Raw genomic sequence first — 23,809 nt, forward strand, 5'->3', positions numbered from 1 at the left:
TATTGCCGCTTACAACATGCTCGCTTGGTTTGACAACATAGAATTATTATAAAGTAATATTTATCCTACTTTCACACGTGTTAAGGACTACATAATTAAAACAGTAGGAATCATGAAAATTTTAGTAGTAGACGATAAGCAATCACTGAGTGAATTGGTATCACAGTTTTTGGGACAATCCTATAATGTAACCACCACAGAAGATGGTTTGGCAGCATTGAGTTGGATGCAAGATGGTAATATTCCTGATTTGATCATCACTGATTTGGAAATGCCTAATATGGATGGGTTTGAACTTATCAGAAAGGTGAAGGAAAGCGGATATTTTTCCAACATTCCCATAATTGTATTAAGCTGTAGGGACAGCAGCTCCGATCGTATCCAGTGTCTAAAATTAGGTGCGGACGACTACTTGGTCAAACCATTCAATCCCGAAGAACTTTTGATAAGGGTAGAGAAGTTGTTGGTAAGAACATAAGAACAGAATACCATGGAAATTGTATCCGATAGAAAAGTCCGGCTCCTTTATGTCGGTAATGATGCCAATATGGCCAATCAATTTTCGGCCTATATCCAAAAAGTGGATTTCAATGTTGTGGATAATGCACTGCATGCGGTAAAATGGCTGGAAGAAAATAAAGGTGTAGATGCTATTCTTTGCGAAAAGCAAATTCCAGGTCAAACAGGAATTGAATTCCACAAAACCTTGAGAAAACGTTTTTCTAAAAATAACAGTATTCCATTCATTCTTGTTGCGAAAGATAGAGGTAAAAAAGACTTATCCGAAGCTGTAAAAAATGGGATAGATGACTTTTATGTGCATCCGGTATCCGTTGACAATATTATTGATAGAGTACAATTTCTAAAAGAACTTAAGGTCAATCTAAAGCAGGAAAAGATTGGAACCTCTAAAGATGACATTAAAGAGTATAAGATAGGATTTTGGAAACGTTCCTTCGATGTTCTAGTGGCTGGTACAGTTTTACTTTTGGCTTCCCCATTTCTCCTATTGGTGATTTTGGCAATTCGATTGGAATCCAAAGGAAAGGTCTACTACATATCAAAGAGGGTAGGTACGGGCTATAAAATATTTGACTTTTACAAACTTCGTTCCATGTATCCGGATGCCGATAAAAGGCTTAAGGAATTTCAACACCTTAATCAATATGTTCATGATGAGGAGGAACATGTGAATGCAGCTCCCGAGCCAATTGAGCAAAGCTCTGTATCCGGAACAATGCTAATTGGAGACGATACCGAGGTTGAAGAGGAACAGCATAATATAAAGAAACGAGAAAACGCTAAAAGCGCTTTTGTGAAGTTTGACAATGATCCGCGAATTACTAAAGTGGGTCATATTATTAGAAAACTGAGCATTGACGAGTTACCTCAGTTGATTAATGTCCTTAAAGGAGACATGTCCATAGTGGGCAATCGACCCTTACCCCTTTATGAAGCGGAGGTGCTTACTACGGACGAATGGACGGATAGGTTCAACGGTCCAGCAGGAATCACCGGACTTTGGCAAGTTGAAGCCAGGGGAAGAAGCTCAAAAATGTCCCCCGAAGAAAGAAAACAACTGGACATAAAATATGTGGAATATGCAAACAGCAAGCGTGCCTTCTTAATTGACATGTGGATAGTACTACGAACGTTTAAGGCTGTTTTTCAAAAAGAAAATGTGTAATGCAAAGGATTTGGGGCGTTTTACTGTGTTTGGTTTTGTTTCAAACAGTGGAAGCACAGGCAATTAATGAATTTATAGAAAAAGGTTTAGAGGAAAACGACATCAGCAAAAAACTCCCTCCTTTGGACACATTAATTGCGATGGCAAGGGATTATTCCCCCTTCATCAAGGTTACAGAATCAGAACAACAATATCGTGATGGTGTGGTATCTGCAGAGCAAAGGGCCTGGCTGGACTATATCAATCTAGAGGCAGGATACAACTACGGAATTTTTGATAACCTCAGCAATTCGCAGATTGCCGGTGACCCCCAGAGTCAAGCCTTATTTTCAACCGAGCAAAGCCGATATAATGTAGGAATCTCTTTGAGATTGCCCCTTTCCGCCATAATCAATAGGCGAGCCAATATTTTAAGTGCCAAGGGTGAAGCCGAAAAGGCTCGTTTTGAAACCCAAGTGGCTGAGGTGGAACTTGAACAGAAGGTAGCGGAATTGTATAACGACCTTATAAAACATCATCGCATGTTCTTTATATCAGGGAACATTGTGGACAATTTTAGAGTTCAATCCATAAGAGCTGAGAAGGATTTTGCCAATGGAGTTATCAATGTTACGGAATACACAAGACTGCAGCAAATGATGAATCAAGCTACGATGAATTTTGAACTCCAACGCTCCGAATTTGTGGGCTCGGTAATGGCCTTGCAAAACATTATTGGAGCAGAATTGAATATTTAAGAATGAAGTTTAACCTGTTATTTTTTGTCCGTTTACTGCTTCGGCATATAGGTCTGCTTATCGCGGTGCCTATACTTTTGGCCTCCATGGTGTTTTACCTTACCAGAGATGAGCCCAAAGTATACAACTCTAAAGCACGGATATATACAGGAATTGCAACAGGCTCTAATATAGAATTGGAGAATACAAAAATAGACTTTAGAGCCACAAACACGGCTTACGATAACCTTTTGAATCTTATAAAGGCCAGGACTACAATAGAAATTGTTGGATTGAAATTGTTCACCCAGCACATGACCTTGGACAGTGCGGATGTAAAAATTATTTCCAGGAAAAAATATCAGGACTTGATGAGTATTGTCCCTGATGAGGTAAAAGAGTTGGTCGTTAAAGGGGATGCCGCCAAGACATATGAGAATTTTTTAGAGCTAAAAGAATCCGATCATACCAACTTTATCTATAAGCTGATCAATCTTGACCATCCTGATTATAGCATAGAAAAAATCTTGGGCCGTATAGGCCTTCGTCGTATATCCAATAGTGATTTTGTAGATATCGATTTTGAATCCGAGGATCCTGCCATTTGCCAAAACACCCTTTTGATTCTTTGCGAGACTTTTGTAAAGCTCAATGCAGATATCAAGGCCAATCAATCGGATGCGGTAGTGCGATATTTTGAAGGGCAACTTAATAACTCGACTTCGAGTCTTAGGGGAGCGGAAGACGAATTACTGGATTTTAATCGCACCCATAATATCATCAACTATTACGAGCAGACGAAGCATATTGCCGCAGAGAAAGAGGAATTTGAAATCAAGTATTTTGAAGTACTTCGAAAATATCATGCATCCAAAGCAGTGCTGGAAACCTTGGAATCCAAATTGGAAACCCATGAGCTTCGAAGATTATCCAGTCAAAGTATTATGAAACTTCGAAAAGAGCTCTCCAATTTAAATTTTGAGGTCTCTATGAAGACTCTCGGATTGGAAAAGGATTCTGTCCAAATGGAGAAAGATGCCAAAGAAGTTTCCCAAAAAATGCTGCGAATCAAAGAATTGGAGCGAAAATTAGCTTCTAATATCGATACGCTTTATAAAACAGATTACGATACAAAAAGCATTGCTACAACAAGTATTCTTTCCGATTGGCTGCAAAACACCATTGACTATGAAGGCTATGATGCTCAACTAAAAGTGATGGAGCAAAAGAGGGAGGAATTTGTAAAACTATATCAGAAATTCTCTCCCTTGGGGGCTACAATGAAGCGACTAGAACGCAAAATCGATATTGCGGAAAGGGAATATTTGAGTTTGCTTCACAGTCTGGGGCTTGCCAAATTGAGACAACAAAATGTAGAATTGAAATCCAATATAAAACTAACCGAAGTTCCTTTCTATCCCATTAGCCCAAAACCCAGCAAACGAATGTTACTAGTCATTGTAGCCGGGTTGGCAGGATTTATTTTGGTAGCTGCAACCATTCTGGTTTTGGAGCTTTTGGATGGGAACATTAACACGGCGAGAAGGGCAGAGGATAAAATTGGTTTGAAAGTGTCCTCCATTTTTCCGGTCATTGGCAAATCAAGTTCAAAAATCAACTACGGATACTTAAAGAATAAGGCGGTCAATGCAATCTCCAGAAACATTATCCTAAATCGATTTAAGAAAGACAAGGAGAGCGAGCCCGTGGTCAATATGCTTTTTTCTACTCAAGAGACCGAAGGAAAAACGTTTATCTGCAAACACTTGTTGGACAAATTATGTGAGCTGGATTATAAAATTCTCCACATAACCTACGATTCCGAAGATTTGGAATTAAAGTCGGAAAATTATCAGAAGCTGGTGTATCCCATCAGTGATAAGTTATATAAGATTTCGATGGTACAGGAGTTTGATGAATCTGGAAGTATACAGGATTTCGGTGTTTTTGATTTTATCCTTCTTGAAATCCCCGGAATTATCAAAAACCCATTTCCGGTGAAATTGGCTTCCACCATGGACTATACCTTTTTGGTTACTCGAGCGAACAGAGCTTGGAGCGAAGCCGATATCAATGCATTGGATTTGTTCAATGAAGCTACAACCGGTCCGGAACCAACCATTATCCTTAATGGGGTAAAAGTATTGGAGATGGAAACCGTGGTAGGGGATTTGCCCAAGAAAAGAACCTTGGTCCGAAGATGGGTCAAAAAAGCAGTACAGTTTAGGTTTTTCACTAAAACCTCGGTTGCCTAATGTTGCAGAAAATTAAACATATAGGTAAGGAGAAGAATCTATCTTCGTTGATGGCCAATGTAAGTGTCGCTTTTTTGGGATTGCTGAGTTTTATGTTGTTAACGCGCCAACTTCCCAAAGAACTTTTTGGAGAGTGGGTATTGTTTATCACTTTGGCCACCTTTGTAGATTTACTGAGATTTGGACTTACCCGGACCTCATCCGTTAGATTACTTTCAGGAGCCGATGGCAACCAAAAGAAAACCATCTTGGGGTCATCCTTTAGGATTAATCTCATATTGCTTATTGCACTTGCATTGCTATGTTGGTTGTTGTACGGATTGGTCATACTAGCAGGACTTCAAATCAACAATGGCTATATCCTGTTTTTAATATACTATCCATTTTTGGCCTTATCCAACTTGAGTTGGAACAACGCCATGTCACTATTCCAAGCAGAGCAGAATTTCAAAAGAATGATGTGGGTACGATTATCGAACGTGGGATTGTTTTGTTTGTTTTTGGTGCTGAACCATTGGTGGTTGGCATGGGGACTGGAAGCTATTATTTGGGTAAATATAGCAGTAAATGCCTTTTCCGGAATTTGGTGCTCCTTAAAAAACTGGGATGGTTTGACCTATTTGGTCAATGCCAAAAGAAAGATTGAAAAAGAGCTTGTAAATTTTGGAAAGTACTCTATGGGTACTTTGATCAGTTCAAGCTTATTAAAAAGCTCGGATACTTTCATTATTGGAATGAGTCCCATATTGGGCTCAGCGGGTATAGCCATGTATGCCATTCCATTAAAATTGACAGATTTATTAGGTATACCTTTACATAGCTTTACCATGACGGCCTATCCAAGGATGGCAAAAAAAGCGGTTGAGGACGATGTGCTGGGAGCAAAAAAAATCTTCTATTCCTATGTGGGCATTGTTACACTTTTGTTCTTTCCGGTAGCCTTGGTTGGTTTTGTTTTCGCAGAACAGATGGTTCTGTTCCTTGGAGGAAAGGAATACTTAGATGCACTACCCTTGCTGACGCTGGTTTTCAGGGTATTTACGGTTTACATTATGCTACTGCCCATAGATCGATTTACTGGCGTGTTGTTGGACAGTATCAATAAACCCAAACTGAACCTATACAAAGTGCTGGTGATGACTTTTTCCAATATCATACTGAATGTATTGGCCGTTTTTGTATTTGAAAGTCTGGTAGCGGTGGCAGTCGGGACTGTGCTTTTCACAATTATGGGTATGATTATGGGCTTCTACTATTTGAAAAAAGAAATACAGGTTGAAAGCCGTCAAATTTTTTCTGAGAGCTTGGTGTTTTTGAAGAACCTTAAAACACATTTGGGCTAATGAATCCTTTTGAAAAGACACATGGTTCCGATTACCTGAGAAAACCTCTACCCATTCTATTGATTTTGTCCATTGCCATTACAGCAGGGCATCTAACCGCGACAAAGGGTTTGGTTGCTGGATTGGCAATTATAGTATTGCCATTTGCAGCTTTTTACATGGGAGCCCTTTTTGTAAATCCCCGCATCGGAATCATCACCATTCTAATTTTCAACTTTTTTGTGCTGGGAATCGGGCGGTATATTCCTATGACCTGGGGCCTTTTGATGGATGGACTCATGGTATTGATGTACCTAGCTTTGTTCTTTAAGGCATTTCGAATAAAAGTACCCTGGGAAAAAGCAAATTCACAACTGACACTGTTGGTTACGATTTGGTTTGGCTACGCGGTTCTTCAAATTGTGAATCCCGAGGCAGTAAGTATTGCAGCCTGGTTTTACGCTATGCGAGGTTTGGCATTGTACCAATGGTTATTTGTTCCGTTGGTGTTTATCCTTTTCAATAAGGAAAAAGACTTGCACCTTTTCTTTGTTATATGGGGAGTTCTATCTGTTTTGGCAACCATGAAGGGGATGCAACAACTGATTTTTGGAGTAGACTCATACGAACAAGCGTGGTTGGATGCGGGAGGTGACGTTACTCATATTCTCTTCGGAAAGCTCCGTATTTTTTCATTTTATTCCGATGCAGGTCAATTTGGTGCCTCCCAAGGACATACCGGTGTGGTTTTCGGGGTCTTGGCCCTATTTGCTAAAAACCGAAAATTTCAAATTTTTTGTGGGGTTGTGGCTATGGCCGGTTTATTGGGAATGATGATTTCTGGAACCCGAGGGGCAATAGCCGTTCCTGCTATGGGTGGGGTTATGTTCATTTTGGTAAGAAAGCACATCCCAAGTATAGTATTGGGTGTAATTGCAGGAATAGGTGTTTTCGTCTTTTTCAAATACACTACCATCGGTAACGATAATGACCAAATCCGTAGAATGCGAACTGCTTTTGATCCCAACGATGCCTCATTAGAGATGCGGCGAATCAATCAGGCAAAGCTCAAAGGGTATTTAGCTACAAGACCTTTAGGGGGAGGCATTGGTTCCACCGGAAACTGGGGAAAGCGCTTTTCTCCAAATACATTTTTGGCCAATACCGCTACAGACAGTTGGTTTGTTGCCGTTTGGGCAGATACAGGAATCGTGGGTCTTTATTTACATCTTTTCATTCTTTTCTTTATTCTGATAACTGGAGCATACAATTGTATGTTCAAAATACGGGATGATTGGTTGAAAGGAAGAATCACGGCACTTGTCTGTGGTATGGCCGGCATCATGTTGGCTTCTTACGGAAATGGAGTCTTCGGACAATTCCCCACCTGTATTCTAATGTACACAGGAATGGTGTTCATTTTCATTTCACCAAAATTGGATAGGAAAATCAGGGAAGAGAAAGAAGCCCAATTGGAATTACAGGCGGCGTAAAACTTAAATTATGGAACCACTAGTATCAATCATTACCATAAATTACAATGAATCTGATGTAACCTTGGATTTATTAAAATCGGCAAGAAATCTGACGTATCCCAACTACGAAATAATCGTGGTTGATAATGCATCTCCCAATGATAATCCTGATATTATTAAGGAAATGTACCCTGAAATTAGGCTTATAAAAAGCCCAGAAAATCTTGGCTTTGCAGGAGGTAACAATTTAGGGGTTAAGGAGGCTAAAGGAGAGTATTTGTTGTTTATTAATAATGATACTATTGTACCTCCGGACTTCATTCAGCCTTTGGTGGAAACCCTTCAAAGTGACGAAAAGATTGGAATGGTGAGTCCAAAAATAAAGTTCCATTGGGACCCCACCTTGATTCAATATGCTGGGTATACCCCAATGAACAAGTGGACTATCCGAAACAATAGTATTGGATACCATGAAAAAGATAATGGGGATTTTGATGAACCGAAAGAAACCCAATCCATTCACGGAGCGGCTATGATGGTTCCAAAAAAAGTTGTGGACGAAGTAGGGATGATGACAGAAATTTACTTTTTATACTATGAGGAACATGATTGGGCCGAAATGATAAAAAGAGCTGGATATAAAATCTACTACCAGCCAAAAACCCATATTCTACACAAGGAATCTGTATCCACGGGAAAATTCAGTCCATTGAAGACCTATTACATTTCCCGAAATCGAATTCTTTTTGCTAGACGAAACTTTAAACCCTTGTCTTTGGGGGTAAGTCTACTTTTCCAATGTCTTGTCTCTATTCCCAAAAACACGCTTCAGTTTTTGGTCAAACGTGAGTTTGCTCATTTAAGGGCTTTTTGGAGGGCTATTACCTGGAATTTAAGGAATAAAGCTTGGGTTTGAAGTCCAATTGAATGACTTCCTTTTCCCGATAAAATGTATCTTTATTTGAATGAATATCCAATTTGCCTGTTGCTAAGTGGCTTTTTTACAACAGCATATATAAACTTTACAACAATTAATTTTCTTATAAATAATGTAGGATAATATTTACAAAAATATTAAACCTACAGAATGTTTCAACCCTTTAGAATAGCAATTGTTTTTGTTCTGGTGCTTGTATTTTTTAGCTGTGTCAGCGAAAACGACCTAGACCCTCCTGTAGATGATCCGGTAACTGTAGACCCAAGTGGACCATTAGCTGGATTAAATGTTTCAGCAAGTTTTGACTACACCACTAGTGATGAGGTAAATGTCTCACTTGATGTTCCTACTTTTTTAAGTAAGGCAGTATTCACACTTTACAGTAAAACAGGTTCACAAGATAGTATCCCTTTTGGTCGTGCTACTTTTGATTCTGAAGGACATTTTGAACAAGATTTTGTATTGACCGCTCAAGCGGATAGTGTTATCCTAGTTTCTGATTATATAGGATTGACCAAGGATATTCACTTGGCCATTCAGAACAATGCGGTTTCTTTTGATTATAGACCCTTATACGACAGGAGCGGGACAGCAAGCAAAGTGGCACATACAACCTTCGCTACAAGCAAAGGAAAACGTAGCCTGACTTCCAAGGTTGACTATACGTATTTAAGTAGCTACAATAGCTTGGGAGTTCCAGATGATATGGAGCTACCCGATGTGATTCAGCAAAACCTATTGGATGATGTGAATGCCTCATTGCCGGAACGAAGTAGGGTCCCTATTGCCAATCCACAATTTTTGGCCAATGAAAGTGAGACTAGTATGGTATTGACAGATTTGGCCGATGTTTGGGTAACCTTCGTTTCTGAGGGAGCTGGGTTTAGAAATGCCATAGGTTACTATTCATATCCTATTGGTCAAAAACCCGATACGGTAGATGATATTACCGCCCATAATATAATTTTCCCCAATGTATCCATGGTGGGTTCATCAGGAGGGTTGGTTCCAGGAGATAGAGTATATCTTGGAAGATTTCCCCCGAATACTGTGGTCTCTTGGTTTATTGTAGCCAATGGATGGAATGGTTCAGATGTTGGTGATGGACGAAATATCTTTTACTCGGACCCTACATTTAATCCTGAAAATGGGAGCCTGAGCAACCACATGGTACAACTGTATGATAGTGCTCGCGAAATTAATTTTTTGGCTTTTGAAGACTTAAGACGTGATCAAGGTTCCGACGATGACTTTAATGATGCCGTATTCTATGCTCGTGCTAACCCAGTTGAATCTATTGAGTTGACCAATGTAGTGGCCTTGATTCCAGCAAACGATTCAGATGGAGATGGCGTTAACGATGAATTGGACGATTTCCCGTTTGATGTCAACCAAGCCTTCAATAACTTTTCGCCAAGTGAAAACTTAGCTGGAGTTTTGGCCTATGAAGATTTGTGGCCAAGTCAAGGCGATTATGACTTTAATGATTTGGTGGTTTCCTACTCCTATAATTTGATTACCAATTCTTCAAACGAAATAACCCGAATTGAAGGAACCTATACAGTTGACAATATTGGTGGAGCACAACCAAACGGTTTTGCGTTATTCCTTCCCGTTGACCCCAGTTTGGTAAACGATGTGCAAGGTCAGGTAATCAATGCGGATTTCATCAACTTAAATGCCAACGGAACAGAGTCTGGCACTACTGCGGATGAGACAGTCATTTTCATAGCGGGAAACACAATTGAGATGCAAGGAAGTACCATCAATATTGGTATTGATTTTAAAACGCCCGTAGGCTATACAGACTTGGGCTTGGTTCCTTTCAATCCATTTTTAATCTCTAATGGTGATAGGTCTAGGGAAATTCATTTGCCTGATTTTCCACCCACCAGCAAAGCTGCTTTGTTGAGCAGTTCGGACGATGATAGCGATCCTAGCAGTGAACGATATTATAAAACCGCGACCAATTTACCTTGGGCACTGAACATCTTTGATGAATTTGTAGCTCCAGCTGAATCAATTCCCATAACCATTGAATATCCAAGATTTGTGAATTGGGCAAATTCTGGAGGCACCCAAGATTTGGATTGGTACTCAAGACAATAAAATAATCAACTATTAAACACAAAATTAAATCTATATCATGAACATTACAGTAGTAGGAACAGGCTATGTTGGATTGGTAACAGGAACTTGTTTCGCCGAGACCGGAATCAATGTCACTTGTGTGGATATTGACAAAAAGAAAATTGAAAAGTTGAGAAAGGGCGAAGTCCCAATTTATGAACCTGGTCTGGATGTTCTTTTGGAACGAAACATTGACAAGGGAAGAATTTCCTTTACTACTAGTCTACAAAAAGGTATTCAAGAATGTGATGCTGTTTTTATTGCTGTGGGTACACCTCCGGATGAAGATGGAAGCGCCGACTTAAAGTATGTATTGGGCGTGGCCAGAGAAATTGGTCAGCACATGGAGGACTACAAAGTGGTAATCACCAAAAGTACGGTTCCAGTGGGTACTTCTTTTAAGGTAAAAGCCGCAGTAGAGGAAGAATTACAGGCGAGAAATGTACGCATTCCCTTTGATGTAGCCTCCAACCCTGAGTTCTTGAAAGAGGGCAGTGCGGTGGATGATTTTCTAAAACCGGATAGAATTGTTGTGGGAGTAGAGAGCAAAAGGGCCGAAAAAGTTATGAAACGCCTATACAAGCCATTCTTGATGAATGGTCATCCGCTTTTGTTTATGGACATTTTCTCTTCGGAGATGACAAAGTATGCCGCAAACTCCATGCTGGCGACCAAAATCAGTTTTATGAACGATATCGCCAATTTATGCGAATTGGTGGGTGCCAATGTGGATTTGGTTCGAAAGGGAATCGGTTCTGACACCAGAATTGGAAATAAATTCATTTATCCAGGCACGGGATACGGTGGGAGTTGTTTTCCAAAAGATGTCCAAGCCTTGGTGCGAACCGCCGATGAATATGGGCACTCTCTAGAAGTGTTGAAGGCGGTTGAAGCAGTGAATTACAGACAAAAAACCACCTTGGTGGAAAAGATAAAACGTCACTTTGATAATGACCTCAAGGGGAAGCAATTTGGAATGTGGGGACTCTCCTTTAAACCAAAAACGGATGATATGCGTGAAGCTCCATCTCTGGTCATCATTGAAGAATTAAAGGCTTTAGGTGCAACCATACGAGCTTATGACCCAGTTGCGATGGAAGAAGCAGAAAGAATTCTGGGAGATAAGATTGAATATGCCAAAGATGAGTACGATGCCATTATTGATGCAGATGCCTTGATTTTGGTAACCGAGTGGTCGGAGTTCCGTATGCCCAACTTCAGGATTTTAGAAAAACTGATGAATCAAAAAGTCATTTTTGATGGAAGAAATGTTTATGACCCTGAAGAAATGGAAGAATTAGAATTTACATACTATAGTATTGGAAGGGAACCAGTACAAAGCAATGAAAAACAAACCGTTGACCTTTAAATCATAAAAATGAAAAGAATATTAGTTACCGGGGGTGCCGGTTTTGTAGGATCTCATCTATGCGAGCGTTTGCTTAATGAAGGAAATGAAGTTGTAAGCATGGACAATTACTTTACCGGAAGGAAAAGTAAAATAGTTCACTTATTGGACAATCCTTATTTTGAAATTATCAGACATGATGTTACCCTTCCTTACTTTTTGGAAGTGGATGAGATATACAATCTGGCCTGTCCAGCTTCACCAGTGCACTATCAACACAATCCCATAAAAACGATTAAAACCTCCGTTTTGGGAGCGATCAATATGTTGGGATTGGCCAAAAGGATAAAAGCCAAAGTGCTTCAGGCTTCTACAAGTGAAGTATATGGAGATCCAGAAATACATCCGCAACCGGAAGACTATTGGGGGCATGTGAATCCCATTGGGATACGCTCCTGTTATGACGAAGGGAAACGATGTGCGGAATCCTTGTTCGTAAACTACCACACATCCAATGACGTGCTGGTAAAAATTGTTCGAATTTTCAATACCTACGGACCAAGAATGGAACCTGATGATGGACGGGTAGTATCCAATTTCATCATGCAAGCACTTCAGGGCAAGGATATCACTGTTTTCGGTGATGGAACCCAGACCCGAAGTTTTCAATATGTGGATGACCTTGTGGATGGTATGATTAAAATGATGGGCACCGAAGATGATTTCATTGGTCCGGTGAACATAGGAAACCCTGGTGAATTCACCATGTTGGAATTGGCACAGAATATCATTGACCTGACGGGTTCAAAATCCAGGATTATCCATTTGCCTTTGCCTTCGGACGATCCGATGCAGCGTAAGCCGGATATCTCATTGGCACAGGAAAAATTGGAAGGTTGGGAACCAAGTGTGGATTTGCGCACTGGGCTCACCAAAACCATAGCATATTTTGACAATCTGCTTCAGGAAAAATCCATTAAGGAATTAATTCAAGGCTAAGCTTTAAAAAGTAAATGGAAGTAATAAGACTTATCGTTAATGGAATTGAAATCCTGCTGATTGGGTATTTTGGTTTTGCTTCCATTTATGTTTTTGTCTTTGGCTTTGCAGGACTTTTTAAGGCTAAGGAAAAAGAGGCTATTTTTCAGAAACAACGAAAATTTGCGGTGCTCATTCCCGGATATAAGGAAGACGCTGTCATCGTTGATGTCGCGGAACAAGCCCTAAAACAAACCTACCCGACTGACTTGTATGAAGTCATCATTATAGCTGATTCTTTTCAAGAATCCACTTTGTCAGAACTTAGGAAATTGCCTTTACTGGTTGTTGAGGTTTCCTTTGAAAAGAGTACCAAATCCAAGGCTTTGAACAAGGCCATGGAGGTTATTGGCGATGATTACGATGTAGCTTTGATTTTGGATGCAGACAACATCATGGAACGAGAGTTTCTTGTAAAGATCAATGAATCCTTTAATCAGGGGTACAAAGTAGTTCAAGGACATCGTGTAGCAAAAAATACCAATACCTCATTCGCCATTTTGGATGCAATAAGTGAAGAGGTCAACAACCATATTTTTAGAAAGGGACATCGAGTCTTGGGCTTTTCTTCAGCACTTATTGGTTCAGGAATGGCCTTTGACTATTTTTTCTTCAAAAAAATGATGGCCCAAATCAAAGCAGTTGGCGGTTTTGATAAGGAATTGGAGCTTGAACTGTTGAAAAAGCGAATCAAAATTGAATATCTGCATGAGGCTTTGGTGTTAGATGAAAAAGTTCAGAAATCAGAGGTCTTTGCCAACCAAAGAAAACGATGGCTTTCGGCACAATTCGTCTATTTCCGAAGATATGTATGGGATGGTCTTAAAGAGCTTTTCGCCAAGGGCAATCTGGATTTCTTGGATAAAGTATATCAGATGGTGTCACCACCAAGGGTGTTATTGCTCGGGTTAGTGGTTGTTTTTTCACTGCTGTATTTACTTCATAGTTTATGGCCTGATGTTTCTGTTTTGATGATTTCCCCCATTTTGTGGTATGCAAGCCTTTTGTTCACCGTTTTGGCCTTTGTCTTTTCAGTTCCAAAGAAATATTATAACAGAAAGACCCTTCACGCAATTTTGACATTGCCGAAGGCATTTTTTCTAATGTTCCTTTCCTTGTTCAAATTGAAAGGAGCCAATAAAAAATTCATCCATACAGAACATGGAACCATCAACACCCCATAAAATGAAAATTGGTATTGAAGGACAGCGATTATATCGCAAGAAAAAACACGGGATGGACATGGTGGCTTTGGAGCTTATCAAAAGTCTTCAAAGGATAGATACGCATAATGACTATGTCATTTTCGTTCGCCCTGATTTTGATAACACCTGTATTCCAAAAGCTCCCAATTTTAAAATCGTGGAGTTGGATTCTAAGTTTGGCTATCCCGGATGGGAACAAATTGCTTTACCCAAAGCTGCCAACGCAGAAGGGTGTGACGTTCTACATTGCACTAGTAATACGGGCCCTCTTTTTTCAAAAGTTCCTTTGATAACCACTTTGCATGACATTATTTATTTGGAAAGTATAAGTCTTTTTAAGAAAGAAGGGACGTGGTACCAAAAACTAGGGAACATGTACAGAAGGTATTGTGTGCCTCCAGTGATAAAAAGAAGTAAGAAGGTCATTACAGTATCCAATTATGAAAAGGAACGGATAAACAATCATTTTGGATTTACCGATGATAGATTGACTGCTATATATAATGGTGTTGGAAATCATTTTAAAAAAGTGACGGATGTATCCAGATTAAACACCATCAAAGAAAAATATCTGTTACCAGAAAAGTTCTTTTTCTTTTTAGGAAATACAGACCCAAAAAAGAACACCAAAGGGGTTTTAAAAGCCTTTGCCGATTTCAATAAGCAATACCCCAATAAATATAAGTTGGTGATGTTGGATTATGATAAAGTAGAGTTTGATAGATTATTGAACGCCTTGGACATACGGGAAATAAAGGATTTGGTTCATTTGACAGGATATGTTCAGAATATTGACCTGCCTGCAATTATTAGTCAATCCACTGCGTTTTTGTACCCTTCGCTCCGTGAGAGTTTCGGCATACCAATTTTAGAAGGAATGGCATGTGGTGTCCCCGTAATCACATCAAACACATCCTCAATGCCTGAAGTTGCTGGAAAGGATGCGGCATTGATTGTAGACCCTTTTGATTCAAATGAAATAACCGAAGCCCTTATCACCTTGGTGGAGGATAATACCTTGGCTCATCTTTTGGCTGAAAAAGGAATTGCCCGTGCCAAAAACTTCTCTTGGGAAGCAATGGCCAAAAACGTACTGGAACTCTACAGGGATGTCCACAAAGAACTTAAACATGAACCAGTATGATTAAGGACAGAGACATTGTTGTAGTTGGAATACAGGCCTGGGATATTGAGATTGGCAGTAATTGTAAGAACATTGCATTGGAGTTTGCAAAGCACAATCGCGTGTTGTATGTAAATCCGCCTTTGGATAGGGCTACTCTTAAAAGAGAAAGGGAATTAGAAAAAATCCAAAAAAGACTTCGTATAAAAAATGGAGAGGAAAAGGGTTTGGTTGAGATTCAGGACAACCTTTGGAACTTATATCCAAAATCCATAACGGAATCTATCAATTGGATACCATTTCATGGATTGTTTAAAATACTGAACCGAAGAAATTCAAGAATTTTTGCCAGGGATATAAAGGATGCCATACAAGAACTTGAGTTCAAGGATATTCTCATATTTAACGACAGCTCCATGTTTTTGGGATTACATCTTCAGGAGTTTTTGAACCCGGAAAGCTATACCTATTACATGAGGGACTATCTCATAAAAGTGCCCTATTGGCAGAAGCATGGTGAGCGCATTGAACCTCAAATCATAAAAAAGGCAGATACCGTCGTTAACAATTCTACTCTTTATACCGAGTATGGGTTAGAACATAACAGGAATAGCTATATGGTAGGGCAAGGTTGTGATGTTTCCTTGTTCAATGATGAAGAAAATGATATTGAAATCCCAAAGGAATTTGAAGGAATTCCGCGACCTATTTTAGGGTACGTAGGATACTTGACCAGTATGAGATTGGATTTGGACCTGCTGGAATACTTGGCCAATTCCAAAAATGAATGGAGCATAGTGTTGGTCGGCCCAGAGGATGATGACTTTAGAAATTCCAAGCTCCATGAATTGGACAATGTCTACTTTTTAGGGAGAAAGGATGCTTCTCAATTACCCTCTTATGTAAAGGGATTTGATATTGCGATGAACCCTCAAGTGGTCAATGACTGGACTATCGGGAATTACCCCAGAAAGATTGACGAATACTTGGCTATGGGGAAGCCAACTTTGGCCACTGGAACCAAGGCTATGGAGATGTTTCAAGAACATGTTTATTTGGCAAATACCAAGGAAGACTATTTGGGATTGGCCCAAAGGGCGCTGGATGAAAATTCTAAGGAACGAATTCAAGCGCGGATCACTTTCGCGAAGAGCCATACTTGGGAGAATAATGTGAAGGCCATTTATGAGGCCATTAAGAAATCAGCCTAAAACCAAAACAAATGGGATTGGTCAATAAAATTAAGGAGAATCAAAAGATTAAGTCATTTACGTATTGGCTTATTGTACCGAAAAATCAAGCAAGACCCCGAAGATGGGTCAAGTGGTTTCTAAATCCTTTTTATCACAAAAAGGGAAGAGGCGCTACCATTTGTCGCCAAACCCGAATGGATGTTTTGCCCTGGAGCACCTTTGAACTTGGAGCCGATTCGACCATAGAGGACTTTACCACTGTAAACAATGGTGTAGGAGCCGTAAAAATTGGGGATAGAACCAGAATAGGATTGGGAAATACATTGATTGGTCCTGTTACCATAGGTGATGATGTGCGTTTGGCGCAAAATATTGTTCTGTCAGGGTTGAACCACAATTATGAAGATGTATCCAAACCCATTCATGCCCAAGGGGTATCTACGGCACCTATTGTTGTAGAGGATGAAACTTGGATTGGTGCCAACACCGTGGTGGTAGCAGGAGTAACTATTGGCAAACACAGCATTGTTGCAGGAGGAAGTGTGGTAACCAAGGATGTGCCACCGTATTCCGTTGTGGTCGGAAATCCGGCACGCGTGGTAAAAACCTATAATCCAAATTCTGGGGAATGGGAAAGAGTGATTAAAAAGAACTTAGTGGCCGTGTAGCCGAACAATAGTAGCATGGAGTTTTTAGCATACTTTTTTTGGATAGCCTTGTTTATCATTTTCTATTCCTATTTGGGATATGGAATTTTACTTTTTGGGATTATAAAATTGAGAAGGTTATTAGGTTTAGGAAAACCTTTCCAAGGGAATGAAGATTATCAACCTAAAGTTACCCTTTTTGTAAGTGCCTATAACGAGAAGGATTTTTTGGACCGAAAGGTTAAAAATTCCAGAAGTCTGGATTACCCAGAAGAAAAAGTAACTCAAATATGGGTGACGGATGGTTCAGATGACGGGACTCCAGATTTATTGAGAAAATATGCTGGCGTACAGGTATATCATTCTGATGAACGAGCCGGGAAAATTGCCGCGATGAATAGAGGGATGACGTTTGTGAACACGCCGATTGTCATTTTCTCCGATGCGAATACCGATTTAGGTAAAAATTCTATCCAGGAAATCGTTAAGCTGTTCAGAAACCCAATGGTAGGATGTGTTTCGGGGGAGAAACGCATTTATTCCAAAGATGCAGACAGTGCTGCTGGAGCGGGCGAGGGATTATACTGGAAATATGAATCTCAACTTAAAAAATGGGATGCCGAACTATATTCCGTAGTTGGGGCCGCGGGTGAACTTTTTGCCATACGAACTGAACTTTGGCAAGAAGTCGAACGAGACACGTTATTGGATGATTTTATGATTTCACTTAGAGTGGCCATGAAAGGACATACCATTCAATACAACCCGGAAGCCTACGCTATTGAATCTGCTTCGGCAGATGTCAAAGAAGAATTGAAACGAAAAATTCGGATTTCTGCAGGTGGAATCCAATCGGTAGTAAGATTAAGGTCCCTGTTGAACTTCTTTAAATACGGCACGCTGTCATTTCAGTATATTTCCCATCGCGTGTTGCGATGGACATTGACACCTCTACTTCTTTTATTGATAATTCCTGCCAATTTTGTTTTGGCAAAAAATGAAGGACTTTTTGATTTTGGAATCTACAGTTTTTTGTTTTGGTGCCAAGTGGCTTTCTATATTGCTGCCTTGGTGGGCTGGTTTTTGGAAAATAGACAGATTCGGTTGAAGGTATTGTTTATTCCCTACTACTTTTTCATTATGAACCTATCCGTGTACTTGGGTTTTGGAAGATACATGAAAGGAAACCAATCCGTAAATTGGGAAAGAGCCAAAAGGGGAGGGATAAACCCACAAACTGCACCCTAAGCCATTTCGGTTTCTGTATAGAGGGGAAGGTTAAAGTAGAAAGTACTGCCCTTGCCCACATCACTTTTGATTTTTAAATCCCCTCCATTTTTGTGAACAAAGCTCTGGCATAGTACCAACCCCAAACCTGTACCGGGTTCTTTTTCAGTGCCTAATTTGCTGAAGTGCTCGTTGGGATTTAGGATTTTTTGAATGTCCTCTTTTGAAATGCCATTCCCGTTATCCCGCACTTCTAAAACCACGCTATCCTCTTCAAGTCTCGAGTTAATGCTAATAGCTCCTTCAACAGGAGTGAATTTTATGGCATTGGATAACAGATTGCGTAGTACTGTTTTTATCATGTTATTATCAGCAAAAGCAAAAGTGCCTTCCTGGACGTTATTGGAGAGTTCAATTTTTTTGTGTTCACCGCCCAGTTTTAAAAGCCGGAGTGTTTGTTCCACCAAATCATGAACGTCAAGTTTCTCTGGAATCATTTGGATTTGGTCACTTTCTGATTTGGCCCAGCCCAATAAATTTTGAAGAAGATTGAGGGCTTCGTCCATGGTTTTTAAAAGCCCAAAAACGGTTTCATCCAAAAAAGCATCGCCTTTTGGGTCAATGATACCTCGCATTATGAAATCCATCTTGAGCTTTGCTGCACTTAACGGAGAGCGCAGGTCATGTCCGATAATTGAGAACATTCGGTCCTTCAAATCATTCGATTGCTGAAGATTTTGTGCCTGTTCTTCAATCTTTTTTCTAGCACGCATTAATTCAATATGCGTACGAATACGGGCTATGAGCTCCTGTTCGTTGAAGGGTTTGGTTACATAATCCACACCCCCAACTTCAAAACCCTTTACTTTATCTTTTACGTTAACCTTACCTGTAAGGAAAATAATGGGAATGTCCCGATACTCCTTAAACTCCTTGATTTTTTCACATAGCTCAAAACCTTCAATACGCGGCATAATAACATCCAATAAAATCAGATCGGGCTTACGTTCTTTTAAGAGCTCGAAAAAAAAGTCATCATCGCTGGTGCCTACAAACTCATATTGGTTTCGTTCAAGTATGAATCGAAGCAATTCTAAATTGAGTTGTTCGTCATCAACAGCAAGAATATAAGGTTTCTCAGGATTTTTGGATTCCATAAAAGTTAAAAATCATAAAACTAAAGTAGGAAAAAGTTTTCTTTTGCATAGGAATTAACTCTTATCATACAACTGGAAAGGTTAATAAAGTTGGCGGGTTTACGCATTAAACCTATCTTCAAGGTGTTCTACCAACAAAAAACACTCTTTCACAACAATAATTGAGTGACCGTAAAAAGTAGGATTATATTTACAAAGTAAGTAATATAAAGTCCAAAACATGGCAAACATTTTAGTAACTGGAGGCGCAGGTTTTATAGGGTCCAACTTTGTACCCTATTATTTGGAGACCAGACCTGAGGATCACATCGTGAACATTGATGCACTTACTTATGCAGGGAACCTAGAAAACTTAAAGGAAGTTGAGAAACATCCCCGCTACACTTTTATTAAAGGTGATATTTGTGATAGAAAGTTGGTGGAAAAGCTATTTGAACGGTACGATATTCAGTCTGTTATTCACTTTGCCGCGGAGTCCCATGTGGATAATTCCATAACTCATCCAGATGCGTTTATGCAAACCAACATCATAGGTACATTTAACTTAATTGATGTTGCCAAAAAACATTGGATGGTTGGTCCGGGGGTTTACAAAGAAGCTTACAAGAATTCGAGATTTCATCATGTTTCCACGGATGAGGTGTATGGAACTTTGGGTAAAGAAGGTTTGTTCCATGAGACTACACCTTATGCGCCAAACAGTCCATACAGTGCTTCAAAAGCATCTTCAGACTTTATTGTACGAAGCTACCATCATACCTACGGAATGAACGTGGTGACCACCAATTGTTCTAACAATTATGGCCCAAAACAGCATGACGAAAAACTGATTCCGACCATTATCCGAAAGGCTTTGGCAGAAGAATCCATTCCTATTTATGGAGATGGTTCCAATATTCGCGATTGGCTTTACGTTCTAGACCATTGCAAAGGCATTGCATTGGCTTATGAGAATGGTGTTTCTGGAGAGACCTATAACATTGGGGGGCGTAATGAGAGAAACAACGTGTACATTGCCCAAACCGTTTGTGAGATTTTGGACAAAAAACACCCAAGACCCAACAATTCGTCTTATAAGGATTTGATATCTTTTGTAGAAGATAGGGCTGGGCACGATTTCAGATATGCTATTGATGCTTCAAAAATTGAAAATGAGTTAGGCTGGGAAGCGGACGAGAATTTTGAAACTGGAATAGAGAAGACCATTGATTGGTACTTGGAAAGGTTCATCAAAAAAGACGCAAAGAGTCTGGCATAAATGCCATAGCAAAGAAATAAGTAATAAAATGAAAGGAATAATATTGGCAGGAGGCTCAGGAACTAGACTGCACCCCATTACCTTGGCGGTGAGCAAGCAGTTGGTCCCTGTGTATGACAAGCCCATGATTTACTATCCATTGTCCACATTGATAGAATCAGGGATATGGGAAATATTGATTATATCTACTCCACACGACTTACCTCTTTTTGAACGATTGTTGGGCGACGGAAGAAAATACGGATGCCGATTTGAATATGCCGTTCAAGAAGAACCCAATGGATTAGCAGAAGCCTTTCTCATTGGAGAAGAATTTATAGGTGATGATAAAGTTGCCTTGATTCTCGGAGATAATATTTTTTATGGAACAGGTTTGGAAACTCTATTACAGTCCAACAATGATCCAGACGGAGGAATTATTTATGCCTATCACGTAAATGACCCCGAACGGTATGGTGTGGTAGATTTTGACGATGAGGGGAATGTTATTTCCATTGAAGAAAAACCAGAGCAACCCAAATCGAATTATGCGGTCCCTGGAATCTATTTTTATGATAATGATGTGGTAGAAATCGCCAAGAATATCGAACCCAGTACACGAGGGGAATTGGAGATTACGGATGTTAACCGGGAATACCTTAAACGAGGTAAACTTAAGGTGAGTATTATGGACCGTGGTACTGCGTGGTTGGACACGGGTACTTTCCAATCCTTAATGCAGGCATCCCAATTTGTCCAGGTAATTGAAGAAAGACAAGGACTCAAGATTGGAGCTATAGAATCTTCAGCCTATAAAATGGGATTCATCACCAAAAACCAGTTTAAAGCGTTAACGGAACCTTTCCTTAAAAGCGGATACAGTACCCGCCTTTTGGAAGTTTTGACTTAATAATATGCAAGTACAGCAGACAGAAATAGCGGGATGCTATATCATAGAACCAAAAGTATTTGAGGACAAAAGGGGTTACTTTTTTGAAAGCTTCAGCCAAAGCAAGTTTGAGCAACTTACAGGAATAACTTCGCAATTTGTTCAGGATAATGAGTCCTTTTCAACCAAAGGGGTATTGCGTGGATTGCACTTTCAAAAAGGAGAACATGCCCAAGCGAAGTTGGTGCGCGTGGTGGAAGGCGAAGTTTTGGATGTAGCTGTGGATATTCGCCCAGAATCAAAAACCTTTGGTAAGGTAGTTACGACTTTGCTTTCTTCAAAAAATAAAAAACAGATGTACGTTCCCAGGGGTTGTGCCCACGGATTTGTAACTTTGAGCGATACAGCTACTTTTTTCTATAAGTGTGACAATTACTATAATGCAGCGTCCGAAGGAGGCATCTTGTATAACGATCCAAGCTTTAATATCGATTGGATTTTGAATGAAGAAGATTTGATTATTTCAGAAAAAGACAAGCTTTTGCCTGTTTTTAAAGAAGCAGTTCCCCATTAACAAGATTTAGAAAACCTATGAAAATATTGGTCACCGGAGCTTCCGGGCAGTTAGGTAGTACATTGAAGGCCATGGCCTCAACAAAACAAACTGAAGGTCTGAACTTCATGTTCAAGTCTTCCTCTGAATTGGATATTACCGATTTTGAAGCAGTTCGTGAGGAAATGCTTTCTTCAAATTATGCATACTGTATCAATTGTGCAGCCTATACCAATGTGGACAAGGCGGAATCCGAAAAAAACTTAGCGTATCAAATCAACGTAAGTGGGGCTAGAACCTTAGCTTTGAATTGCAATGAAAGCAAGACCGTTCTCATCCATATTTCTACGGATTTTGTCTTTGATGGTTTTTTGAATACACCTTATGTAGAAGAAGATATTGCTCGCCCGATTGGATTTTATGGAGATACCAAGTACAAAGGGGAACGGGCTATTATCAACAATTTAGATGAGTATTTCATTATAAGAACCTCATGGCTATATTCTGAGTTTGGCCATAATTTTATGAAGACTATGTTGCGTTTGGGCAACGAGAAAAAAGAACTTTCTGTAGTATATGACCAAATAGGAACACCTACCTATGCCCATGATTTAGCTGAGGTTTTGTTGCATATTATTAAAGCACATAGTATCGATTACGGCGTGTATCACTATAGCAATGAAGGGGTGGCGAGCTGGTACGATTTTGCCAAAGCTATTTTTGATATCAATAAGATATCCATTCAACTAAGTCCTATTCGTTCTGAAGAATATCCTACGCCAGCCGAACGCCCCAAGTTCAGCGTAATGGACAAGGATAAAATCAAGAAAACCTTCAATCTAGATATTCCTTATTGGAAGGACAGTCTGGAGGTAGCCCTTAAGGCGCATGCTAAAATTGATATTTAATTATTTGTGTGTCAGTTCTGTTTTGTTCGGGGTTGCCTAGTTTGATACTTTCCGAAAGATTTAATTGTACCCATCAATATAGTTTGTAGTGGATTACCAGTTTTTATTACACAATGTTGTGATAGTTTTTAAAAATCAAGGATTACTCTTGGAACTTCTTTTGTACTCTTTTTTGATAGCTCTGAAATTATCCTTTGTTACCTTTTCACCGGTATTAACATTATGTTCAATAGCAATAGCATAATCCGCGATTAATTTTTTAAAACTTCCTTTTGCTATCGAACCCATAAAGGCAGGTTTCGTTCTAAAGGTCATATCAAAAACAAATCTAGAAGTGTCGTCGTCAATTTTTTCAATCTTATAAATTGCGTACGTGTAATCTGGATTGACTGGAAATTTCCCCGCTTGATATAATACATTTTTAAATGTATAATTTTCGGGGTCATAGTTTATCATTTTCTCCTTAAGGAATTTTGTTCCTTTTTCATTGAAATTGCAAACTCTTTCAGCACCTTCACCTCCCTTTAACGAGCCATTTACATAATTTGAGCTCACAATTTTAGGGTGCGAATATGCAACCGCTCCGTAATCTTCCCCAACTACTTTCCACACCTTATCGATAGGTGCTTTTATAATATGGGAAACCACAAAGTGCTGGGTTTTCTTTGGCTTTTCTTGAGCAAAAATCCCTTGAAAAAATAGAACTACTATAACTAAACCTAACATTTCTTTTTTCATCACTCTATATGTTTTAAATAATTG

At 39.6% G+C, this 23,809-nt stretch carries 21 protein-coding genes; 19 read left to right on the plus strand and 2 right to left on the minus strand.

Going from position 1 to position 23,809, the window contains the following annotated elements; genetic code table 11:
- The first annotated feature begins 112 nt into the window (after positions 1–112).
- From CLV81_RS07765 to CLV81_RS07835, 15 genes are all read left to right on the plus strand, one after another.
- Positions 113–478, plus strand: coding sequence for a response regulator transcription factor (locus CLV81_RS07765; RefSeq protein WP_106144454.1), 366 nt, complete (start codon positions 113–115; stop codon positions 476–478).
- A 12-nt stretch (positions 479–490) separates the two neighbouring features.
- Positions 491–1,687 carry a sugar transferase gene (locus tag CLV81_RS20850; RefSeq protein ID WP_106144455.1) on the plus strand — a complete coding sequence of 399 codons (1,197 nt, stop codon included), beginning with the start codon at positions 491–493 and terminating at the stop codon, positions 1,685–1,687.
- Positions 1,687–2,424, plus strand: coding sequence for a TolC family protein (locus CLV81_RS07775; RefSeq protein ID WP_106144456.1), 738 nt, complete (start codon positions 1,687–1,689; stop codon positions 2,422–2,424). Before CLV81_RS20850 ends, CLV81_RS07775 begins: the two co-directional genes overlap by 1 nt.
- Positions 2,425–2,426: 2 nt before the next feature.
- Positions 2,427–4,658: a GumC family protein gene (locus CLV81_RS07780; RefSeq protein ID WP_106144457.1), complete on the plus strand. Its 2,232-nt coding sequence runs from the start codon at positions 2,427–2,429 to the stop codon at positions 4,656–4,658.
- Positions 4,658–6,001, plus strand: a complete 1,344-nt coding sequence (locus CLV81_RS07785; protein WP_106144458.1) for an oligosaccharide flippase family protein — start codon at positions 4,658–4,660, stop codon at positions 5,999–6,001. Before CLV81_RS07780 ends, CLV81_RS07785 begins: the two co-directional genes overlap by 1 nt.
- Complete coding sequence (locus CLV81_RS07790; protein ID WP_106144459.1) at positions 6,001–7,473, plus strand: O-antigen ligase domain-containing protein; 1,473 nt, start codon at positions 6,001–6,003, stop codon at positions 7,471–7,473. Before CLV81_RS07785 ends, CLV81_RS07790 begins: the two co-directional genes overlap by 1 nt.
- 10 nt (positions 7,474–7,483) lie before the next feature.
- Positions 7,484–8,371 carry a glycosyltransferase family 2 protein gene (locus CLV81_RS07795; RefSeq protein WP_106144460.1) on the plus strand — a complete coding sequence of 296 codons (888 nt, stop codon included), beginning with the start codon at positions 7,484–7,486 and terminating at the stop codon, positions 8,369–8,371.
- A gap of 171 nt (positions 8,372–8,542) precedes the next feature.
- Positions 8,543–10,501, plus strand: a complete 1,959-nt coding sequence (locus CLV81_RS07800) for an LruC domain-containing protein (RefSeq protein ID WP_106144461.1) — start codon at positions 8,543–8,545, stop codon at positions 10,499–10,501.
- A gap of 37 nt (positions 10,502–10,538) precedes the next feature.
- Positions 10,539–11,891, plus strand: coding sequence for a UDP-glucose dehydrogenase family protein (locus CLV81_RS07805; RefSeq protein ID WP_106144462.1), 1,353 nt, complete (start codon positions 10,539–10,541; stop codon positions 11,889–11,891).
- A gap of 9 nt (positions 11,892–11,900) precedes the next feature.
- Positions 11,901–12,869: a UDP-glucuronic acid decarboxylase family protein gene (locus tag CLV81_RS07810; RefSeq protein WP_106144463.1), complete on the plus strand. Its 969-nt coding sequence runs from the start codon at positions 11,901–11,903 to the stop codon at positions 12,867–12,869.
- 14 nt (positions 12,870–12,883) lie between these two features.
- Positions 12,884–14,092: a glycosyltransferase family 2 protein gene (locus CLV81_RS07815; RefSeq protein ID WP_106144464.1), complete on the plus strand. Its 1,209-nt coding sequence runs from the start codon at positions 12,884–12,886 to the stop codon at positions 14,090–14,092.
- A gap of 1 nt (position 14,093) precedes the next feature.
- Positions 14,094–15,257, plus strand: coding sequence for a glycosyltransferase family 4 protein (locus tag CLV81_RS07820; protein WP_106144945.1), 1,164 nt, complete (start codon positions 14,094–14,096; stop codon positions 15,255–15,257).
- A complete protein-coding gene (locus CLV81_RS07825) occupies positions 15,254–16,447 on the plus strand; it encodes a glycosyltransferase (protein WP_106144465.1) in 1,194 nt (397 codons plus the stop codon). Before CLV81_RS07820 ends, CLV81_RS07825 begins: the two co-directional genes overlap by 4 nt.
- 11 nt (positions 16,448–16,458) lie before the next feature.
- Complete coding sequence (locus CLV81_RS07830) at positions 16,459–17,097, plus strand: acyltransferase (protein ID WP_106144466.1); 639 nt, start codon at positions 16,459–16,461, stop codon at positions 17,095–17,097.
- A gap of 15 nt (positions 17,098–17,112) precedes the next feature.
- Positions 17,113–18,324, plus strand: coding sequence for a glycosyltransferase family 2 protein (locus CLV81_RS07835; RefSeq protein WP_106144467.1), 1,212 nt, complete (start codon positions 17,113–17,115; stop codon positions 18,322–18,324).
- Here CLV81_RS07835 and CLV81_RS07840 read toward each other — a convergent pair.
- Positions 18,321–19,460 carry a hybrid sensor histidine kinase/response regulator gene (locus CLV81_RS07840; protein WP_106144468.1) on the minus strand — a complete coding sequence of 380 codons (1,140 nt, stop codon included), beginning with the start codon at positions 19,458–19,460 and terminating at the stop codon, positions 18,321–18,323. The two genes, CLV81_RS07835 and CLV81_RS07840, sit on opposite strands and share 4 nt — an antisense overlap.
- A 220-nt stretch (positions 19,461–19,680) precedes the next feature.
- Between CLV81_RS07840 and rfbB the strand changes: the two genes are divergently transcribed.
- Genes rfbB through rfbD form a run of 4 tightly spaced genes read left to right on the plus strand, consistent with a single transcriptional unit; the run spans position 19,681 to position 23,047 of the window.
- Positions 19,681–20,718 carry a dTDP-glucose 4,6-dehydratase gene (gene rfbB / locus CLV81_RS07845; RefSeq protein WP_106144469.1) on the plus strand — a complete coding sequence of 346 codons (1,038 nt, stop codon included), beginning with the start codon at positions 19,681–19,683 and terminating at the stop codon, positions 20,716–20,718.
- A gap of 28 nt (positions 20,719–20,746) precedes the next feature.
- Positions 20,747–21,607, plus strand: coding sequence for a glucose-1-phosphate thymidylyltransferase RfbA (gene rfbA, locus CLV81_RS07850; protein WP_106144946.1), 861 nt, complete (start codon positions 20,747–20,749; stop codon positions 21,605–21,607).
- A 4-nt stretch (positions 21,608–21,611) separates the two neighbouring features.
- Positions 21,612–22,160, plus strand: a complete 549-nt coding sequence (rfbC, locus tag CLV81_RS07855) for a dTDP-4-dehydrorhamnose 3,5-epimerase (protein ID WP_106144470.1) — start codon at positions 21,612–21,614, stop codon at positions 22,158–22,160.
- Between the two features lie 17 nt (positions 22,161–22,177).
- Positions 22,178–23,047 carry a dTDP-4-dehydrorhamnose reductase gene (gene rfbD, locus CLV81_RS07860; RefSeq protein WP_106144471.1) on the plus strand — a complete coding sequence of 290 codons (870 nt, stop codon included), beginning with the start codon at positions 22,178–22,180 and terminating at the stop codon, positions 23,045–23,047.
- 135 nt (positions 23,048–23,182) lie between these two features.
- Here rfbD and CLV81_RS07865 read toward each other — a convergent pair whose 3' ends face one another.
- A complete protein-coding gene (locus CLV81_RS07865) occupies positions 23,183–23,785 on the minus strand; it encodes an SRPBCC family protein (protein WP_106144472.1) in 603 nt (200 codons plus the stop codon).
- Positions 23,786–23,809: the final 24 nt, after the last annotated feature.

Source organism: Flagellimonas meridianipacifica, from assembly GCF_003001695.1.
Classification (GTDB): domain Bacteria; phylum Bacteroidota; class Bacteroidia; order Flavobacteriales; family Flavobacteriaceae; genus Flagellimonas; species Flagellimonas meridianipacifica.

What these genes read in the sequence shown, in the direction of transcription:
- CLV81_RS07765 (WP_106144454.1), top strand. Translation starts at nt 113, where the DNA reads ATGAAAATTTTAGTAGTAGACGATAAGCAATCACTGAGTGAATTGGTA.
- CLV81_RS20850 (WP_106144455.1), top strand. Translation starts at nt 491, where the DNA reads ATGGAAATTGTATCCGATAGAAAAGTCCGGCTCCTTTATGTCGGTAAT.
- CLV81_RS07775 (WP_106144456.1), top strand. Translation starts at nt 1,687, where the DNA reads ATGCAAAGGATTTGGGGCGTTTTACTGTGTTTGGTTTTGTTTCAAACA.
- CLV81_RS07780 (WP_106144457.1), top strand. Translation starts at nt 2,427, where the DNA reads ATGAAGTTTAACCTGTTATTTTTTGTCCGTTTACTGCTTCGGCATATA.
- CLV81_RS07785 (WP_106144458.1), top strand. Translation starts at nt 4,658, where the DNA reads ATGTTGCAGAAAATTAAACATATAGGTAAGGAGAAGAATCTATCTTCG.
- CLV81_RS07790 (WP_106144459.1), top strand. Translation starts at nt 6,001, where the DNA reads ATGAATCCTTTTGAAAAGACACATGGTTCCGATTACCTGAGAAAACCT.
- CLV81_RS07795 (WP_106144460.1), top strand. Translation starts at nt 7,484, where the DNA reads ATGGAACCACTAGTATCAATCATTACCATAAATTACAATGAATCTGAT.
- CLV81_RS07800 (WP_106144461.1), top strand. Translation starts at nt 8,543, where the DNA reads ATGTTTCAACCCTTTAGAATAGCAATTGTTTTTGTTCTGGTGCTTGTA.
- CLV81_RS07805 (WP_106144462.1), top strand. Translation starts at nt 10,539, where the DNA reads ATGAACATTACAGTAGTAGGAACAGGCTATGTTGGATTGGTAACAGGA.
- CLV81_RS07810 (WP_106144463.1), top strand. Translation starts at nt 11,901, where the DNA reads ATGAAAAGAATATTAGTTACCGGGGGTGCCGGTTTTGTAGGATCTCAT.
- CLV81_RS07815 (WP_106144464.1), top strand. Translation starts at nt 12,884, where the DNA reads ATGGAAGTAATAAGACTTATCGTTAATGGAATTGAAATCCTGCTGATT.
- CLV81_RS07820 (WP_106144945.1), top strand. Translation starts at nt 14,094, where the DNA reads ATGAAAATTGGTATTGAAGGACAGCGATTATATCGCAAGAAAAAACAC.
- CLV81_RS07825 (WP_106144465.1), top strand. Translation starts at nt 15,254, where the DNA reads ATGATTAAGGACAGAGACATTGTTGTAGTTGGAATACAGGCCTGGGAT.
- CLV81_RS07830 (WP_106144466.1), top strand. Translation starts at nt 16,459, where the DNA reads ATGGGATTGGTCAATAAAATTAAGGAGAATCAAAAGATTAAGTCATTT.
- CLV81_RS07835 (WP_106144467.1), top strand. Translation starts at nt 17,113, where the DNA reads ATGGAGTTTTTAGCATACTTTTTTTGGATAGCCTTGTTTATCATTTTC.
- CLV81_RS07840 (WP_106144468.1), bottom strand. Translation starts at nt 19,460, where the DNA reads ATGGAATCCAAAAATCCTGAGAAACCTTATATTCTTGCTGTTGATGAC.
- rfbB (WP_106144469.1), top strand. Translation starts at nt 19,681, where the DNA reads ATGGCAAACATTTTAGTAACTGGAGGCGCAGGTTTTATAGGGTCCAAC.
- rfbA (WP_106144946.1), top strand. Translation starts at nt 20,747, where the DNA reads ATGAAAGGAATAATATTGGCAGGAGGCTCAGGAACTAGACTGCACCCC.
- rfbC (WP_106144470.1), top strand. Translation starts at nt 21,612, where the DNA reads ATGCAAGTACAGCAGACAGAAATAGCGGGATGCTATATCATAGAACCA.
- rfbD (WP_106144471.1), top strand. Translation starts at nt 22,178, where the DNA reads ATGAAAATATTGGTCACCGGAGCTTCCGGGCAGTTAGGTAGTACATTG.
- CLV81_RS07865 (WP_106144472.1), bottom strand. Translation starts at nt 23,785, where the DNA reads ATGAAAAAAGAAATGTTAGGTTTAGTTATAGTAGTTCTATTTTTTCAA.